Annotated in this window: 14 protein-coding genes and 1 riboswitch; of the genes, 3 read left to right on the top strand and 11 right to left on the bottom strand. The window is 50.0% G+C overall.

The annotated features are described in order from the left end of the window. Positions 1 to 194: 194 nt before the first annotated feature. On the top strand, positions 195 to 1,841 hold the full coding sequence (locus WG68_RS19050; protein ID WP_052748998.1) for an SUMF1/EgtB/PvdO family nonheme iron enzyme: 1,647 nt from the start codon (positions 195 to 197) through the stop codon (positions 1,839 to 1,841). A gap of 54 nt (positions 1,842 to 1,895) precedes the next feature. On the opposite strand, the gene WG68_RS07180 is transcribed toward WG68_RS19050, so the two are convergent. The 8 genes from WG68_RS07180 to WG68_RS07215 all read right to left on the bottom strand — a co-directional run bounded on the left by WG68_RS07180 (position 1,896) and on the right by WG68_RS07215 (position 10,826). Further along, entirely contained in the window at positions 1,896 to 2,900 is a 1,005-nt protein-coding gene (locus WG68_RS07180) for an ArsA family ATPase (RefSeq protein ID WP_046556987.1), read from the bottom strand. Then, entirely contained in the window at positions 2,891 to 3,163 is a 273-nt protein-coding gene (locus WG68_RS07185) for a cory-CC-star protein (protein WP_046556988.1), read from the bottom strand. The genes WG68_RS07180 and WG68_RS07185 overlap by 10 nt, the downstream gene beginning before the upstream one ends. After that, a complete protein-coding gene (locus WG68_RS07190) occupies positions 3,160 to 4,845 on the bottom strand; it encodes a carbon starvation CstA family protein (RefSeq protein WP_046556989.1) in 1,686 nt (561 codons plus the stop codon). The genes WG68_RS07185 and WG68_RS07190 overlap by 4 nt, the downstream gene beginning before the upstream one ends. Positions 4,846 to 4,972: 127 nt before the next feature. After that, positions 4,973 to 5,329, bottom strand: coding sequence for a YdbL family protein (locus WG68_RS07195; RefSeq protein WP_046556990.1), 357 nt, complete (start codon positions 5,327 to 5,329; stop codon positions 4,973 to 4,975). Between the two features lie 10 nt (positions 5,330 to 5,339). Next, the gene (locus tag WG68_RS07200; protein ID WP_046556991.1) at positions 5,340 to 5,528 is read right to left on the bottom strand and encodes a YnbE family lipoprotein; all 189 of its coding nucleotides are present in this window, start codon (positions 5,526 to 5,528) and stop codon (positions 5,340 to 5,342) included. After that, positions 5,525 to 8,269: an intermembrane phospholipid transport protein YdbH family protein gene (locus WG68_RS07205; RefSeq protein ID WP_046556992.1), complete on the bottom strand. Its 2,745-nt coding sequence runs from the start codon at positions 8,267 to 8,269 to the stop codon at positions 5,525 to 5,527. Before WG68_RS07205 ends, WG68_RS07200 begins: the two co-directional genes overlap by 4 nt. A 191-nt stretch (positions 8,270 to 8,460) precedes the next feature. Further along, positions 8,461 to 10,155, bottom strand: a complete 1,695-nt coding sequence (locus tag WG68_RS07210; RefSeq protein ID WP_046556993.1) for a M28 family metallopeptidase — start codon at positions 10,153 to 10,155, stop codon at positions 8,461 to 8,463. Between the two features lie 74 nt (positions 10,156 to 10,229). Next, complete coding sequence (locus WG68_RS07215) at positions 10,230 to 10,826, bottom strand: hypothetical protein (RefSeq protein WP_046556994.1); 597 nt, start codon at positions 10,824 to 10,826, stop codon at positions 10,230 to 10,232. A 112-nt stretch (positions 10,827 to 10,938) separates the two neighbouring features. On the opposite strand from WG68_RS07215, the gene WG68_RS07220 reads away from it, so the two are divergent. Both WG68_RS07220 and lysC read left to right on the top strand, forming a co-directional pair. Further along, positions 10,939 to 11,211 (top strand): DUF3081 family protein, encoded by a 273-nt coding sequence (locus WG68_RS07220; RefSeq protein WP_046556995.1) that lies wholly within the window; start codon positions 10,939 to 10,941, stop codon positions 11,209 to 11,211. Positions 11,212 to 11,379: 168 nt separating this feature from the next. Then, positions 11,380 to 11,553: riboswitch (Lysine riboswitch) on the top strand. 93 nt (positions 11,554 to 11,646) lie between these two features. Then, positions 11,647 to 12,996 (top strand): lysine-sensitive aspartokinase 3, encoded by a 1,350-nt coding sequence (gene lysC / locus WG68_RS07225; RefSeq protein WP_046556996.1) that lies wholly within the window; start codon positions 11,647 to 11,649, stop codon positions 12,994 to 12,996. 49 nt (positions 12,997 to 13,045) lie between these two features. Here lysC and WG68_RS07230 read toward each other — a convergent pair whose 3' ends face one another. The 3 genes from WG68_RS07230 to queC all read right to left on the bottom strand — a co-directional run bounded on the left by WG68_RS07230 (position 13,046) and on the right by queC (position 16,998). Then, positions 13,046 to 14,896: a DUF885 domain-containing protein gene (locus WG68_RS07230; protein ID WP_046556997.1), complete on the bottom strand. Its 1,851-nt coding sequence runs from the start codon at positions 14,894 to 14,896 to the stop codon at positions 13,046 to 13,048. A 113-nt stretch (positions 14,897 to 15,009) separates the two neighbouring features. Then, the gene (locus WG68_RS07235) at positions 15,010 to 16,233 is read right to left on the bottom strand and encodes a dicarboxylate/amino acid:cation symporter (RefSeq protein WP_046556998.1); all 1,224 of its coding nucleotides are present in this window, start codon (positions 16,231 to 16,233) and stop codon (positions 15,010 to 15,012) included. A 108-nt stretch (positions 16,234 to 16,341) separates the two neighbouring features. Continuing rightward, a complete protein-coding gene (gene queC, locus WG68_RS07240) occupies positions 16,342 to 16,998 on the bottom strand; it encodes a 7-cyano-7-deazaguanine synthase QueC (RefSeq protein WP_046556999.1) in 657 nt (218 codons plus the stop codon). Between the last annotated feature and the right edge of the window lie 47 nt (positions 16,999 to 17,045).

The raw sequence follows: 17,045 nt of genomic DNA on the forward strand, positions 1-17,045 counted from the left end.
GTGCAAGGCCGCGTTGGCCGCAGGCACGACTGCTCATGGTTGTTCGGGCCATTATGAATATTGGCCGGGCTACCCCAGGGTTTTTCTATTATATTTCTATTGCAGTAAACAATAGATTTTTCATAAGACTTCATCCGTTGAAAATCCGTATCGTGCCTGAAATTCAACCGAGGTGTTTTTATGAGAGATGAGAGATGAGAAATAAAATCCAACTACAACCGCTGGCAGTTGTTATTGCAGCTATAACATTGGCATCGTCGAGCGCTTTCGCTGCTGAGACACGTTTTATTAAGCCACCCATGGTGAGTATTCCAGCCGGTGTTTTTGCTATGGGCAGTGAGGATGGTCCGGATAATGAAAAGCCGGTACGTCAAGTCGCTGTACCCGCGTTTCAAATGGGTAAATACAATGTGACAATTGCCGAGTTTAGAAAGTTTATAGACGCAACTGGCTATAACATGCCAAATCAGTGCACCCATCGTCTTAATGAAAGTTTAGGGTTTCTCAATGGTGAGGGCGAGCGAGATGGCAGTTGGGATAACAACAGTCAGGCTTTGAGCGAGTTTCATCCGGTGGTGTGTCTCTCCAGGACAGATGCGATTAATTATACCAAATGGTTATCCGCTGAAACAGGAAAGCATTACCGGCTGCCCACTGAAGCTGAATGGGAATACACGGTAAGAGCAGGAACCACCACCCGTTATTTTTTCGGTGATGAAGAAGATAGCCACCAAGCCTGTGATTATGCCAATGTTATGGATTTATTTGCCAGCAAGCGCTCATCCTCACAGCCTTGCTATGATAAAGAAGTTATTGCCTCTACGGTCGGTATTTATAAGCCAAATCCATTTGGGGTACATGATTTAATTGGTAACGTTGCCGAGTACCTGGCTGATTGTTATCAGGAGTCTTATCAGGGGGCGCCGCGTGATGGCAGTGCGCTGATCCAAAAAGACTGCCAGCGTTATGTGGTGCGCGGCGGCTCCTGGCAGTTTAAAGCCTTTAGCTCTAGCCAGCGCCATGCTGTGCCAGATAATGATTGGGTTGGCGCGCTTGAAGGATTCCGCCTGGCGCTGGATACCAGGGGTAAAGCCTTGCCTTCGCAAACAGGTGACAAAGTCTTTTTGAAAAATCTGGCTATAGCTCAGGCTAACGTGCAGGCGCTGCATAAAAGCATTGCGGATTATCCTCAAGCACCTCGCGGCTTAAAAGTCACTAAAAGCGAAAGTAATCAGCTCACCTTGAGTTGGAATAAGAATGTCGAGGATTTTGTGTCGGGATACCGGGTTTACCGTCAGGAACCATTAACCAATACCGAAGTGGTTTTAGCAAACGATGTGAAAACGCCATTTTTTGTTGATCCCTCGGCGTTAGCTTATAACGCGCGTTATTCTGTCGCTGCGTTAAATGGCAAGTCAGAAAGTGTAGCCAGTGCTAAGGTTGATAGTGGCACTTTCGTCAGCCACCTTGTACCGGTAAAAATTCAGGGGGAAGCATTTAGCCAGGCAGTGGGCGCTGATGTCAGAAACTCAGGGTTGGAGCCGGAAGATGACAGAATTATTGTTTCGTTGGGCGCTAATAAGGCGGTTTATCACCTTCAGGTGACTAAGGCTGGTAAGTTTCAATTTGATGCCCGGGTATTTCACTCTGGAGAAACGCAAAAATTTGAGCTTTGGCTGAATGACAAAAGAATCGCTAACCCGGAACTTGCAGGAGAGCGTGGTTGGCAAACCGTCGACAATATCATCGTTGATGTACCGCAGGGCAGCCATACCTTGATTGTAAAAGGAGAACAGCCGATGTTTGCAGTTAACTGGCTGGATGTGAAAGCTGTTTTGTAATCAACGCTTTGTTTGTATGAAGGTAACAGGTTCCTGTTGGGGAACCTGTTAATATCATAGCCCGGCGTTTTCCAGCAACCAGGCCATATGTTGCAATGCGCTCAGACCCTGAATATCGGTGGCTTGCAGCGGTACTTTGTAGTGGGGCAGGCTGGCAAAATCTTGCTCTATCTGGGCTAAGTGCACTTTTTCCTGGCTACGGCGCGCTGCCAGAAAATCGCCATCGGCGCTGTCGGGTAAAATGCGGTTTATCACTAAACCGGCCAGCGGCAGTTTTTCCTGCTGCAGGCTTTGCACGGCGCGGCCGGTTTCCAGAATCGGCAGTTTTTCCGGCGTTAATACAAACAGCAGGGCACTGCTATCAGCATTGGTTAATACCTCGCGGGTGCGTTGTAATAAACGCTGGCGCGCCATTAAGGTTTCGGTAATGGCTTTGTTGCGCTCGTCCATCCCCGAGGTGGCGTGCTCGCTTGGGTCGGCTAAGGGGTTGTCGACATCTCGGCCGGCTTTCGGGGTTAAGTGGCCCAGTACCTCGCCCAGTTTCTCCGAGCGTTTATTGGCATTCAGCAGGCCCTGAGTCCAGGCTGCCATCGCTTCTGGCAGGCTTAACAGCCGCAAGGTGTGGCCGGTGGGGGCGGTGTCGAAAATCACTAAATCGTAGTCTTTTAAACCCAGCTCGATCACATTGGCAATGCGCTCGAGCATCGCCGCTTCCTGCGCGCCTGGTGATTGGCGGGTTAAGCGCATTTGCCGCTCAATTTCACTGTACATTTCAGGCCGGGTAAAACGTTTTAGCTGGGCGGTAACTTTGGCTAAATGCTGCGCCACTTCGCGATCCGGATCCAGCTCCAGGCCATCTAAGTTGTCTGCCAGGCGGGTAATGGTATCGCCAATCGGCCGGTTAAAGGCATCGCTTAAGCTGTGCGCCGGATCGGTTGACACCAGCAATACCTTTTTACCGCGCATGCTGGCTAACAGCGCCAGCGCTGAACTGGTGGTGGTTTTGCCTACGCCACCTTTGCCACCAACTAACAGCAAGCGCTTATTTGTTAACAGCATTTAATATTATCCAATGGTGAGTGCTCCATACCCATCCGGGTATGCCAGGCATGAAAGCGCTCCATCAGCAGCGGTTGCAACTCCAGCGTGTAGTAGCTGGCCGGGTTGGGCACCCCCATCATTTCTGAGAAGATCAACAGCATAAATAAGTCGTCCTGCTCGCGTTTGGCACGGGCTATCGCACTGCGATAGGGCGAGTTGTAGGCTTCTTCGGCATAAAAACTGGCCTGGCGAAACCAGGCCTTCAGTTTATCCAGCTTCATGGCTGATCAGTAGCCGGGCTGGCTTTATTGGCCTTAATTTGCTTAGTCAGGGTGGCCGTGCATTCCAGCGATACCAGAATGGCTGCCGCCAGCACCACTAAGTCCAGGGTAAATAAGAACCAGTCGCCCTTATCATAAAAGCTTTTTAATTGGGTGAGTAAAGCCAGGGTAGTCATTACCAGCAGGAAAATTAACGGCCCCAGGGTGTACCACATTGGCCGGCGTTTTTTCACCAGCATCACGGTAATAACCAGCAAGGTTAAGCCAGCCAGCAACTGGTTAGTGGTACCGAATAATGGCCAAATCAGCATGCCACCGGCACCATCGCCACCAGCGCCAAAGGCCAGCAACAAACACGAGCCCACGGCTAAAAAGGTAGCCGGCGCCGCTTTTTGCATCCAGCCGACATTGTAAATATGGCCCCATTCCTGAAAGATATAGCGTTGCAGGCGCAGGCCGGTATCCATTGTGGTACCGGCAAACAGCACTACCATGACGGTTAATAAGGTTTGTGCCAGCACGGTATCCAGACCGATACCTTGCTGCAGAATATTGGCGCCGCCATTGATAAAGGCAGAAACACCACCCTGGCCAAAACTGTGATAAATAGCCTGCCAGTCGGCCAGAGAGGCAAAACCGGCGGTAGCGGCAATAATGGCAGCTAATGCCAGCGAACCTTCGCCAACGGCACCAAAGTAACCAACAAAGCGCACGTCAGGCTCTTTATCCAATTGTTTTGAGGTGGTACCACTTGACACCAGACCATGAAAGCCCGAAATGGCGCCACAGGCAATGGTGACAAACAGCAGTGGGATCATCGACGGTGTGCCTTCTGGCAACTCATTGTTAAAGGCCGGTGCGACGATTTCCGGGCCGGAAATAAGTACCGCGCCATACACCAGGATTAAACCGATAAACAGCTGAATACCGTTAATATAATCGCGTGGCTGCAATAGCATCCACACCGGTAACAAGGAAGCAATGGCGGCATAAGCAAATAGAATAACAATCCAGCTCTGGCGGGCACTAAAACCGGCAATACTGTCTGGCAGCGCCAGCGGGATCATCGGCCCGGCATAGATCATTGCGTAAAGCGCCACCACACCAATAATGGTGACCAGTAACAGGCCAATAATTTTGCGGTAAATCAGCTGACCAATAATCAGTGCGACGATAATGGCACCCCACACCGGCAGGGTAGCGCTGGGGAAATTAATCAGCTGGCCGGAAATTACCACCGCAAACACGGCGTTCACCATTAACAGCACCAGAAAAATCACGATCATAAAGATACTGCGGGCGCGGTTGCCAACGATATCGCCGGTTAACGAACCAATAGATTTTGCTTTGTTGCGGGCGCTGGCCCAGATAGCGCCGGCATCGTGCACCCCGGCAAAGAAAATAGTACCGAATACCACCCATAAAAAGGCCGGCACCCAGCCCCAGATCACTGCTATCGCCGGGCCGATTATCGGTGCCGCACCGGCTACCGAGGTAAAATGGTGGCCCCACAGTATATATTTGTTAGTGGGAACATAGTCGATGCCGTCCTGCATCTCATGCGCAGGAGTGCGAAAGTGCGGGTCAACTTTGAAGATTTTTTCGCAGATAAACTTAGAGTAGACAAAGTAGCCCAGCGCCATGGCGCCTAAGCCCATCAACATCAAAAATATCGCATTCATTCAACACCCTCTGGCCAGATACTAAGACTCGATAAGCATAGTACATCAGTCATTAAAGGATAGGGATGCGACTAAAGTCTAACGTCAGTCTGCCTGAAAGGCAGACTGACAGTGAATAAACGTTGTGTTAGCGTTTCTGGATCCATTTACCATCAAGCAAAATAAAGTGGCCGTTGGCAGTGCGTTCTATGGCTTTCTGGCCGGCGATGGCTTCAATTTCGGCTACGCCAATATTGTTTTCCCGGGCCAGACGCGTGTATTCAGCGCGTCGCGCGTCGTTGATCAGTTTAACGATAGCGGCCGCATCTGCCGAATCGGTAACCGGCGCCAGATAACCGTTGGCCTGCTCACCTACCAGCCCTTGTTCTTTAGCCGGTTGCAGTGCCTGCATGGCTTGTTGTAAGGTCATGGCTAAGGCTGGGACACTAACAGCCAGCATTGCCAGGCAACCCAGCATGGTTAGTTTTTGCGTTAATTTGTTCATCACACGCTCCTTAAAATAGGCCACTGGCATCGCTAAACAGCTCATCTAACTGTTTATCAACCCGGATATAAATTTCATGCTGAATTTTGACGTTCAGATTGATGTTAATCGGCTCGTTGGGCAAGGCCACCTCGACCCTGGGGGTACAGGCTGAGACCATCAGCACAGCTGCCAGCGCAGCCAGCGGTATTACCTTCATTTCTTTTCTCCTGCAGCGGGCGCAGCCGCTTGTTTTTGTTGAATATACTGTTGTACCCGTTTTGTTATGGTGTCGTTGAGTTTATTAGTTAATTGCAAGCTGGTGAGCATGGCAGGCAAGTCTTCTTCCAGATTGATATTCAGATTAATGGCACGTCCTTGCTGTAAGGCTGGGTTTAACCCTTGTAAGTTCAATGCCAGCAATAATTTACCGGAAGTATCATAGCTTACTTCGCTGGCCAGCACGGAAAAATGAAAATCTTCCAGTGCGCTGAACACCGTTTGCATACTTTGATTCGCGATACCTATGCCGCTGCTTGGAGCAGAGCGGTACTGAATTTTACCGCCAGGCGCTTCGGCGGCGACCCGTCCTGCTTCAACAGTTATTCCGGCCTGGCCAAGGGTTACAGGAATAGTGCCGGACAGTTTACCCTGGCCTTTGATATCAGTGCTCGGATGCTGCTGCAGTAACTGAGCAATGTCCAAGTGCGTAAGCTGCAGCGTAAGCTGGTTCTGGCTTTGTGCAAAATCCAGTTGCGTTGCTGTGGTACTTAGCGTGCCGCCCATCAGCTGCAATGACAGTTGCTCTAATGTCAGTACACCGCGCTCAGGCAGTTCAAATGTTGACTGATAGCCTGCGGCGATTTGCAGTGGCCCCGCGTCCAGGCCATGGTTAATATGGTTAATAACCAGATTAGCTGTTGTCAGCTGAAACAGCTCGCTTTGCAGCGTCAGCTGCAGATCTGCAGACAGGCCCTGAAATAAGCTGCGATCATAAATGCCGGCCAGATCGCGCAGTTGTAACTGATTGTTACCCGTTAACTGGCCAGCCTGCCAGTTTAGCTGGCCACTGCCACCAAGCCGGCCACGGTTTAATTCCAGCAGGGCTGGCCAGTCGCTAAAGCTACTGGCCAGCGGGTTGCCGGCTAACATAAACAGATCGGCCAGTTGCCAGTTAAGGCTGAGTGTCGCATCCTGCCAGTTTAGCTGATGCACCAGGCGCAAGCCGCTGTCATTATGCAGGTTACCCTGTAATGCCAACGTAATATTGTCGGCCTGCTGCGCCAACTGAGTTGTGGCTTGCCATTGCCAGTGTTGCTGCTTAACCGCTGCCTGCTGTAAACCTGTAATAGTGGCGTCGATAGCGCTACTTAATTGCAAACCTGTTGCTGCGCTCTGTTGTAGCTGCAAATCGCTAACGTTAACGACCAGCTGCTCAATACTGCCGGAGGCATGTTGCATATTTTGGATAGTGGCGCTGATCTGACTGGCTAGCTGTAGTGTGTCACGCTGGTGCAGTTGTGTATCTGCCAGCTTGATAACTGCCGATTTGATAGTAAACTGCGGATGCTGCACGGCCAGACTAAGCTGACTATTATCCAGTAGTTTCAGCTGCCAGTTATCAGCCTGCCAATGGCCGCTGAGCCCGGTGTGCAATTGCAGTTGGTGCAGGTTAATATTGTGCTCAGGTAACGTCAGCCTGGCTAGGGCTGCGGTTAATGTTGCACTGGTGATAGTAAGCCTGGGGCTGGCCGCTAAGTTCAGACTTAGCTCGCTGGTCAGAGTAACGGCATTCGGGCCCTCGCTGCTTAACTGCAATTGTAATGGCAACGCCGCCAGATCCAGAGCTGCTGTGGCTTCTGAACTGATTGTAAGCTGCACCGGGTTCAGCTGAAGGCCATATTCAGCAAAGGTTGCAGCTAATGCCGGTTCAGTCAGTGTCGCATTCGCACTGAGCTGCCAACGCTCGACCACCTGATTTTTCAGGCTTAGCTCAGCGCTAAACTCGCCTTTTAGTAGCCCCAGCTGCGGCAAATAAAATGGATCGGGTGCGCGGGCAATCAGCTTACCAGCAATATCATGGCTGCTTAGCAGCTTGCTAAGATCGCCGTCTGCCGGTAACTGCCAGCTCAGTTTGCTGTAAAGCTGCACTGGTTGTTGAAATTGCGCCAGCCAGGCTTCGGGCAAGTTAAGCCCCCATTGTTGCAACAGGGCCTGGTTGGCAGGCGACGGTGGTGAGATGGCCAGCATCAATTCGGTTTCCGCCAGGTTTTGCCCGGGGTTGAGCTGTTGCTTTAAGCTTAAGCCAAATTGCTGCTCTTGTTGCAGGGTTAACCTTAACATGGGCTGCGGTGTGGCTTGATAATAGGCGTCTAATACTAACGGGGCTGTCTCTGGCAACGCAGCTGCGGCTGTACTGGTCATAACAAGTCTGCTCTGCCAGTAGGGATGGCCGGTATTGGCTGCTGCCGCGTTTACCTCGTCGCTATTACGATAGCTGAGCTGACCAGTTAGCTGCAGCTGGCATTGGCCTGCCGGGCAGGGCAGGTTTAAAACGGTGTCGGTAACGCTGATATAGTGTGGCAGCCAATCGGGCAATTGCCATTGCTTGGGTAAGCTTAAGGCTTTGTTGTCAGTTTGCGGTGTTGTATGGCTAGCACTGGCCAGCGAGATCTGCCCCGGGCCAACCGTCAGCCGGCTTAGTTTGGGTTTAAACGGTTGCGGCCACTGCCAGCTGATATTAACATCTTGCAGATCAATCTGATGCCTGACGCCATTTTGCTGCAGGCTAAATTGTAGCCGCCGCAACTGCACGCTGCTTATGGTTAGCCGGCTAATATCCAGCTGTAAATCACGCACTCCGGCCTGGCTGATTTGCTGTTGTAAATACCAATAGCCAGCTGCAGCTAATACCGGCAAACCGATAACAAAAATGAGCAGTGCTTTTACTAAACGTCGCATAGCGTGTCCTGAGGCACCAACCAGTAAGTCATTAACTGGTAAGAATAAACAGTAATGTAGTTAAACCTACCTGAATAAGTTCTGAATTAGCAAGGTAGCCTGCTAACGCGGTATTCACCAGTAATTTGTAGTAATTAAAAAAGGGCAGCCCTGCGGCCGCCCTTATCAGAATAGCAGTTAATTAAATTAGATTACTGGCGTGCTTCGGCAGACGCATCGCGAATGGCCCGAAATTCGTTGCCATTATACCAGTTTGGCCACTGCCGGCTGTTCGCCAGTTCGTTACCCACCCGGAAGTACAGGAATAAGTCTTGCTGGGCGCCACGCAAGTCGAAATCGTCACGCCATTCATCCTGCACTTTGTGGTAGCAACAGCTATTATATTCAGCGCGCTGCGCGGCGCCCCATTCAGCACCGTGTTGATAGTGGTCATTACCGCCTTTAGCATACAGGATAGGCACACCTTTTTTCGACATATTGAAGTGATCTGACCGATAGGCAATGCCGGCTTCAGGGTTCGGTTCCTGCACCGCATAGCGACCTTGCTGTTCGGTATACTTCACCAGAATTTGTTCTACCTCAGTATTGCCCAGGCCAACAATCACCATATCTTTCATCGGGCCGTACATGTTCATTACGTCCATATTGATTGCCGCTGCGGTTTTTTCAAGCGGGAATACCGGGTTGGCGGCATACCAGGCAGAGCCTAATAAACCACGCTCTTCAGCGGTAACCAGCACAAATACCACCGAGCGCTCTGGCTGCGGTTGTTTGGCAAAATATTCGGCCAGGGCAATAACAGCGCCAGTGCCACTGGCATTGTCCTGGGCACCATTAAACACTTTGTTGCTCGGGTTAGAAAAATCCATGCCAAGATGGTCCCAGTGCGCCATATACAACACGTATTCATCCGGGTATTTGCTGCCTTCAATAAAACCCACTACGTTGCTGGAAGTGAGCTCTCTGAGGTTGTTGTTTACCGATACCGAGGCTTTAGCATTTAATGGCACGGGCGCAAAATCAGCTTGCAGTGCCTGTTTATGCATAGTGGCTAAGTCGGTGCCAATGTTCGCGAACAGCTTTTCTGCAGACTCAGTGGTTAACCAACCCTCAACTTTAGAACGGCTCATGTTTTTATCTTCATTCACCAGATCAAATTTGATAGGCGATCCATGGGCTACCACTCCCCAGCCATAGCTGGCTGGTGCAGTTTCATGAATAATCAGCGCCATGGCAGCACCCTGACGGGCGGCCTCTTCAAATTTATAAGTCCAGCGACCGTAGTAGGTCATGGCATTGCCATTAAATAGCTCAGGGTCCTGTGTGGCATAGCCCGGATCGTTGACAAACATCACCACTGTTTTGCCTTTAACATCCAGCCCTGCATAGTCGTTCCAGTTGTACTCTGGCGCAACAATACCGTAGCCGACAAACACCATCTCGCTTTCTTCCACGCTAACCTGTTCAGTCACCTGCGTCGTCCAGGCAATCATTTCATCACGGTACTTAAAGCTTCCCGGCAGGTTATCGCCGCTTAAGCGCATGTCGGTAACTTGTTTCGGGTCGATTTGTACTAATGATACGGCTTGCTTGTAACTGTCGCCGTCAATCGGCTTTAAGCCAATCCGTCGAAAATTATCTTCCAGATAAGCCACTGTTAGCTCTTCGCCTTTGGTAGCAGGCGCCCGGCCCTGAAATTCATCAGCAGACAGGGTTTTGATATATTCGCCTAAGCGTGGGTTAAATTCCGTGTCGACCAGCGCCAAGCCTGCTTCGGTTGTCTGGCTGGCTTCGGTTGACACTTCAGGCTGTTTTGAGCAAGCGCCCAGTGTCAGCATACTGGCTAACGTCAGGCAGAGAATTGAAAACTTTTGACATGTTTCCATAGTGGCTCCAATGTAAACTTGGTTGTTATTAATTGTTTTGTTATTTTGGTTTTCGCTGTGGCTTAAATGCAGGCTTAGTCAGCGTAGCCCCAGGGAACAGATGGCAGCGCCACTTCTTTGGTCAGGTCGAAATCAACCCGGAACTCACGGCCTTCGCGGATCAACCGGTAGCTGAATTTTTCAGGGTAGATAAACATTTGCCAGATGTTAGTATTGGACTGCGGGATACCGCGGCTGGTAAACAGTTCTTTGGAGTACTGATCCGCATGGAATGACTGCGCGGTTGCCCAGCCTGCGTCCAGCGTCTGACCGCCATACATGGTTTGGTCGTCGTGGCTGCCATCAGCGTTGCGGTGATCATGCTTTAAGGTTAAACCTGAACCTGTTTTGGTGATAATCCAGGTGCGGGAATGATTATCGCCAACATGAAACGGAATTTGTAACTGAGTGTCTGTACATTTGCGCACGTGCATAATTAACGCACCTTCAAAACCTGGCGCAGGTGGGTTATTTACGGCGATTTCACCGGCAAAGGCTTTGCCGCAAAGTGCTTTGAGGTTGTTGAAGTAAGCATCATGGCTGTCGATAGACACTAAAGGGGCGTCCTGAACAATATTGGCGCTGGCGCCTAAGCTGAATATCAGGGCGGTAGCGATAAGAGTCTTTTGCATATTTTTCTCCTTTTAAGACAGCCGTACTATACCTGTATTGCGTAATAGCATCAAACCTGAGGCTTAAACCGCTATGCTATGGGCTAACATTGCCTGCAACTATGGATTGATTATGAAAAACGAACTTGATGGTAAATTATTATTAAATGTCTATGCCAAAGTGGAAAAACATGGCAAGGCAGTAACCACGGATCACGGTGCCGGTTTTAGCCTGGATGGCTTAACGGTAAGTCAGGGCTTTGATGGTTATGAGGTGTATTTTGCCTCAGCCAAAGTGCAACTTAGCATGGGCTTTCATCATAAATGGCACAGTGATGCGCAAAACGAAAAAGACATGGATGCGTTTATTGAGCTGATTAAGCATATTAACAACCATTACAATTAGTTGCACTATTAGCCATATCACTAAGGCGGCATTCAGATATTACTGTTATCATGCGGCGCAATATAACCGATGACAATCGGTAGACGTGCGCCAAGCTGATAGACGGCTAAAAGGCTATTGCTATCTGGCGGCTGCCAAGGTAAAGTGGCCGCCGTCAATCATATCTGATAGACCAGAAGAGGCGCGTTAACCAGGCAACCTGTGACAGAAGGCTATACTTCGCAGCGCAGGTCAGGGGGATTAACGCCGAGAAAGTCCGCTATATAGTAGGCGTACTTTCGGTTGGGCAGGCTGAATCCTGCCGACTGTCACCTGTTTGTTTGGTGGAGAGCTTCTGGCCTTTGTTATCGATAGCAACGGTCTGTTTTCATTCCCGTTTTGCTGCAATTAGCAAAAGCCATGCTCTGCTTATTTTATTCGTAAGGAGAGACACCCTTGTCCAATCTTATTATTGCAAAATTCGGTGGCACCAGTGTCGCTGATTTTGAGGCGATGTCACGTTGTGCCGACATTATTCTGGCCAATGCCGCAATACGCGTAGTGGTGGTCAGTGCCAGTTCTGGCGTCACCAATCTGTTAGTTGAAATTACCAAAACCACTAATGTAACCGAGCGCTACGACGCTTACGCCGGTATTGAAGCAATTACCCTGGCTGTATTAAACCACCTGGCTCAGCCAGAGCAGGTTGCGCAGGCGATTGAATTGTTGCTGGCAGAACTGAAAGCCCTGATTGAAAATGGCGGTGCAGTATACAGCAGCGCTCATAAAGATCTTATTCAGTCATTTGGTGAGCGCTTAAGTTCGGCCTTATTCAGTCAGGTGCTGAGCGAACGTGGTGCTAAGGCGCAGTGTTTTGATATTCGAAGGGTAATGCGCACCGACAGCCGTTTTGGCCGGGCGGAGCCACAGGTTAAGCAAATAGCTGAGCTGGCCGAAGTGCATTTGCAGCCATTAATAGCCGAGCAGCGTATTGTTACTCAGGGCTTTATTGGCCAGGACGAGTTTGAGCAAACTACAACGCTTGGTCGTGGCGGGTCCGATTACAGTGCAGCCTTACTGGCCGAAGCGTTGCAGGCCGACACCGTACAAATCTGGACCGATGTCGTCGGGATATTTACCACTGATCCACGCTTAACCGATCAGGCCCGCTGCATTGCTGAAATCAGTTTTGATGAGGCGGCCGAAATGGCCACCTTCGGAGCCAAGGTGCTACATCCTGCCACCTTAATACCGGCTATGCGGCGCAATATCGCGGTGTTTGTGGGTTCCAGCCGCGAACCACAAGCTGGTGGTACCTGGATAGCCAAGGAAGTACAACAACGGCCACCGTATCGGGCTATTGCGCTGCGTAAGTCGCAAACCCTGATCACCGTAAAAAGCCCCGACATGTTGCATGCTGCCGGCTTTTTAGCCCGGGTGTTCGATATTTTAAGCCGGCACCAGATCTCAGTCGATTTGGTAACCACCTCCGAAATCAGTGTGGCGCTAACCCTGGATGAAGGCGGCATGACCAGTGCCTTTAGCCATGCAGTAGAACCAGCTTTGCTGGAATTGCGGGCTTTTTGTGACGTGGTGGTAGAGCAGGGCTTAAGCCTGGTGGCAGTGATTGGTAATCATTTACACAGCAGCAAAGGCATTACCGGTGAGCTGTTTCAAACTCTGGAGCGGATTAACATGCGGCTGATTTGCCATGGTGCGTCCAAGCATAACCTGTGCTTTTTAGTGCAGGATGCCGATGCACCTGGAGTCGTTAAACAACTGCACTCACGTTTATTTAGCCTCTGATAGCCGCATCAGGGCATTAGTGCCAATTTAGCCTAATGCCCTTTTGCAACTAATCTGCTTGGCGCTGATCAGCTGCTATCCAGCTATCAATGCGTTGCTGCAACAAATGTAGCGGTAACGCGGCGCCACCCAGCACAATGTCATGAAACTTAACGATATCAAATTCGTCTTTAAAATGCGCCTGAGCTTGTGAGCGCATGCTCAGTATTTCATTCATGCCAATTTTAAAGGCAGTAGCCTGCCCTGGAAACATCAGATAGCGCTGCACTTCCGCAATAATGGCATTGTCATTAATCGGGGTGTACTGACGGAAGTAGTCGACTGCTTGTTGCTCTGTCCACTGCTTTTCATGTAAGCCGGTATCGACCACAAGACGCACGGCACGCCATATCTCTGTCATCAAACGGCCAAATTCATTGTAGGGATCCTGGTAGGCGCCCATTTCTTTAGCCAGAAATTCAGCATAGAGTGCCCAGCCTTCGGTGTATACCGTAGAGCGGGCTGACCGTCTGAAAGTGGGTAAGTGCAGCAGCTGCTGGGCTATCGATATTTGCAGGTGATGACCAGGCAGCCCCTCGTGATAGGCAATAGCTTCCATTTCAGGTTTGGGCATCGCAGCCATATCAGCCAGGTGGGCATAATAAACACCAGGTGTTGAGCCATCAGGGCTGCCGGCCATATAGTGCTGCGCGGCACCGGCTTGCTCACGGTAGGCTTCAACCCGCCTTACCTCTAATGGAGCGCTGGGCAGTAAACCAAAATAGTCAGGTAGCTTTTGTTCAATTTTTGCCAGATAAGATCTGGAATCAGCCAGATAGGCTTGTCTGCCTTCGTCGGTATCCGGGTAAAAAAACCGGGGATCCTGGCGAATAAAATTGAAAAAATCAGCTAAAGAGCCGGTAAATTTCAGCTGTTGTTTCAGCTGGTCCATTTCGGCCGTTAAACGTTTTACTTCCGTTAAACCCAGCTGATGGATCGCCTCTGCTGTCATCTTGGTGCTGGTATGAAAGGCTAACTGGTAGGCATAGTAGTCTTTGCCATTCGGCCGTTGCCATATCCCGCTGTTAATTGGTGGAGCCAGAGCAATACTGGCGTTACTCCAGTTAATCAGTTGCTGATAGGCCGGTGCAACCTGCTGTAAAAGCGCCTTTTGCGCGGCTTTTTTTAATGCATCGGCTTGAACGTCGTTAATCAGGGCCTGCTGCTGCAAACCGGTGATCTTGCTCAGCGTGTCCTGCCATAATGGTGCCGCATCACCGTCATTAAAAGGCTGGCCAGTGAGCAATCTTTTACTTTGTTCGGCAATAGCTTGCAGTGCAAAGGCTGGATAAATTACCCCATGTTCGACATTTGCCGCAGCCCGCTCGGTCAACTGGCTAATCGCTCTGCCAAGATGATTAAGCCGGCTGATGTAATCCCACATATCCTGCTCAGTTTCAACCCGATGGCTGTTGATCAGAAACTGCGGTAAAGAGGCATGCAGCGAAAACATTTGGTTGAAAATATAGTCAGCATGCCTGAATTTATGGCCTTGCTCTGCCATTTGCTGCTGATACAGCCATAAATCATAAGAGGTTCGGGTTTCGGTATCGAGTAATTCTGGATTAAACTCCGCGATCATCTGGGCGGTCACTGTGTCGAGCCACATTTGCCGCTGGATCAGCGCCTGTTCACTGAAGTCGTCCAGCTTGTCGTAATCTTGTTTGCTGCCGGCGCGGCTAAGCTGCATCGGGCTTTGCTGTTGTTGTTGGCGGAATGTATCTTCAAACCATTGGTTCAGTCTGGCACTTTCACGTTGCACGGTCTGGACGTTTTGGCGTATCGCAGTATCTGCAGTGCAGGCGGGAAAAGTTACAAAAGCACTGCTACAGACTAAAAAGCCGAGTATGTAGGTTTTCATTATCGTTATTCCTTCATTTTTGTCTGATTAACGCTTGTACGTAATATGCTGTTCGGTTGCAATGGCGTTTAGACAAAATGAAGGCTTTTTCCGATGTAACTGAAAACGTTATTTTAATTAGCCAGAACGGGGTTGTCGCTTACCAGCCCCTCCGACCGACCAACGATTAACGCTACCATGGTATCGCCGGTTACATTGGTGGCGGTGCGCATCATATCGATAATGCGGTCAACCGCAGCAATAAAAGCGATACCTTCCAGCGGTAAGCCCACCACGCTTAAAGTGACAGTTAACATCACCATTGCAGTGCCTGGCACGCCGGCAGTGCCCAGTGATGCCAGGGTAGCCGTGCCAGCAATAAGCACATAATCCAGCGCATCCAGCGGAATACCATAAATATGGGCAATAAAAATAGCGGCGATGGCCGGAAAAATGCCGCCGCAGCCGTCCATATTAATAGTGGCACCGAGCGGCAGCACAAAGCTGGCATAGCTGGGGGACACTTTTAAATCTTCGGTAACCACTTTATGGGTAACGGGTAGGGTGCCATAGCTACTGGCGCTGCTGTAGGCAACCAGTTGTGCGGGTAACACGGCTTTGAAAAACTGCCGCATACCCATGCCGCCAAACAGTTTAACCAGGCCGCCGTACACCACAATGATATGAATAAAGCAGGCAATATAAATAGCAATGATAAATTGGCTAAGTGGCAGCAGGGTGGCTAAACCAAAACTGCCAACCGCCCAGGCCATTAAACCAAATACGCCAAAGGGGGTGAGTTGCATTACCATGCGGGTGATCTGATACATAATTTCGGCACCGGCATGCACCACTTTTTTCATCGGCTCGGCTTTTTCGCCCACCACGTTAATGGCAATACCCACCAGGCTGGCAAACACAATAATCTGCAGCACATTGCCATTTACCAGCGCCGCGACCGGGTTGGTGGGGATTAAACCGGTAATCACATCAGCAACCGGTGGAATAGTGCGCTCGCGCACTTCGCCGGCGGTTAGTTGCAGCGCATCGCCCCAGTTCATTAAGCTACCAACGGTTAAGCCGATTAAGCTGGCGATAAGCGCGGTGAATAAAAACAGCCCTATGGTTTTGCCAGCCAGCCGGCCCATTTTCTGGTTGTCGGCCAGTGAGGTGATACTGGTAATAAGGGCGAAAAAAACCAGTGGCACCACTAGCATGCGGATGGCATTAATAAACAAAGTACCCAGAGGCTTAAACACGGTAGCAGTTTCGCCCAGCGTGACGCCAGCCAGTACCCCAAGAATTAATGCACCCAACACCCGTTGCCAAAAAGGAATCGCAAACCAGAAAGCAAACATAAGCCACCGCTATATCAAAAAGTTACACTATTATAGAGACTACAAAAGCGGCCACAAGGCCGCTTTTTCTATATGTTATAACTACAGGTTCTGGATCTAAGCTGACTGTTATTCGTAGGGAAGCGGATCGGCAGTGTTATTCAGATTAAACGCTTCTAAGCGCTCCTGGCAGGAGCCACATTTGCCGCAGGCTTTGTCGCGGCCGTTGTAGCAGGTCCAGGTTTTGCTGTAATCGAGCCCCATGGCCAGGCCGTCAGCTAAAATTTCAATTTTGGTTTGATACAAATAAGGGCTGACAATATCAACCGGCTGATAGTTGGCTATCTGGCAGACATCATTCATTTTCTGCACGAATTCAGGCCGGCAATCCGGATAGATAAAGTGATCGCCAGAGTGTGCGCCGTAATACACTGCCCGGGCGCCAATAGAATCGGCATAACCTACCGCCAGCGATAATAAAATCATATTGCGATTGGGTACTATGGTCGATTTCATATTGTCGGCTGCGTAGTGGCCTTCGGGTACGTCGATGTCACTGGTGAGTGACGAGCCACTTATCAGCTGGTTTATTGCCGAAATATCGACGATTTTATGCTTGATATTCAGCTCTTTACACACATTTGCTGCACATATCAGTTCTTTAACATGACGCTGACCATAATTAAAAGATAAGGCATAAACGTCGTGGCCGGCAGCTACTGCTTTATGTAGCACGGTAAATGAATCCATACCGCCAGAATAAATAACCACAACTTTTTGGCTCATCTTTGTCTCTCTCTGTATAATAGCGGATAAATAGGTCGCGCATTGTA

This window comes from Arsukibacterium ikkense, assembly GCF_000987775.1.
GTDB classification, from domain to species: Bacteria; Pseudomonadota; Gammaproteobacteria; order Enterobacterales; family Alteromonadaceae; genus Alishewanella; species Alishewanella ikkense.

Excerpts from the sequence above, each read along its gene's own strand:
- WG68_RS07235 (WP_046556998.1), bottom strand. The coding sequence starts at position 16,233 with ATGTTTGCTTTCTGGTTTGCGATTCCTTTTTGGCAACGGGTGTTGGGT.
- WG68_RS07220 (WP_046556995.1), top strand. The coding sequence starts at position 10,939 with ATGAAAAACGAACTTGATGGTAAATTATTATTAAATGTCTATGCCAAA.
- WG68_RS07230 (WP_046556997.1), bottom strand. The coding sequence starts at position 14,896 with ATGAAAACCTACATACTCGGCTTTTTAGTCTGTAGCAGTGCTTTTGTA.
- WG68_RS07200 (WP_046556991.1), bottom strand. The coding sequence starts at position 5,528 with ATGAAGGTAATACCGCTGGCTGCGCTGGCAGCTGTGCTGATGGTCTCA.
- WG68_RS07190 (WP_046556989.1), bottom strand. The coding sequence starts at position 4,845 with ATGAATGCGATATTTTTGATGTTGATGGGCTTAGGCGCCATGGCGCTG.
- WG68_RS07210 (WP_046556993.1), bottom strand. The coding sequence starts at position 10,155 with ATGGAAACATGTCAAAAGTTTTCAATTCTCTGCCTGACGTTAGCCAGT.
- WG68_RS07215 (WP_046556994.1), bottom strand. The coding sequence starts at position 10,826 with ATGCAAAAGACTCTTATCGCTACCGCCCTGATATTCAGCTTAGGCGCC.
- WG68_RS07205 (WP_046556992.1), bottom strand. The coding sequence starts at position 8,269 with ATGCGACGTTTAGTAAAAGCACTGCTCATTTTTGTTATCGGTTTGCCG.
- queC (WP_046556999.1), bottom strand. The coding sequence starts at position 16,998 with ATGAGCCAAAAAGTTGTGGTTATTTATTCTGGCGGTATGGATTCATTT.
- WG68_RS19050 (WP_052748998.1), top strand. The coding sequence starts at position 195 with ATGAGAAATAAAATCCAACTACAACCGCTGGCAGTTGTTATTGCAGCT.
- WG68_RS07180 (WP_046556987.1), bottom strand. The coding sequence starts at position 2,900 with ATGCTGTTAACAAATAAGCGCTTGCTGTTAGTTGGTGGCAAAGGTGGC.
- WG68_RS07185 (WP_046556988.1), bottom strand. The coding sequence starts at position 3,163 with ATGAAGCTGGATAAACTGAAGGCCTGGTTTCGCCAGGCCAGTTTTTAT.
- WG68_RS07195 (WP_046556990.1), bottom strand. The coding sequence starts at position 5,329 with ATGAACAAATTAACGCAAAAACTAACCATGCTGGGTTGCCTGGCAATG.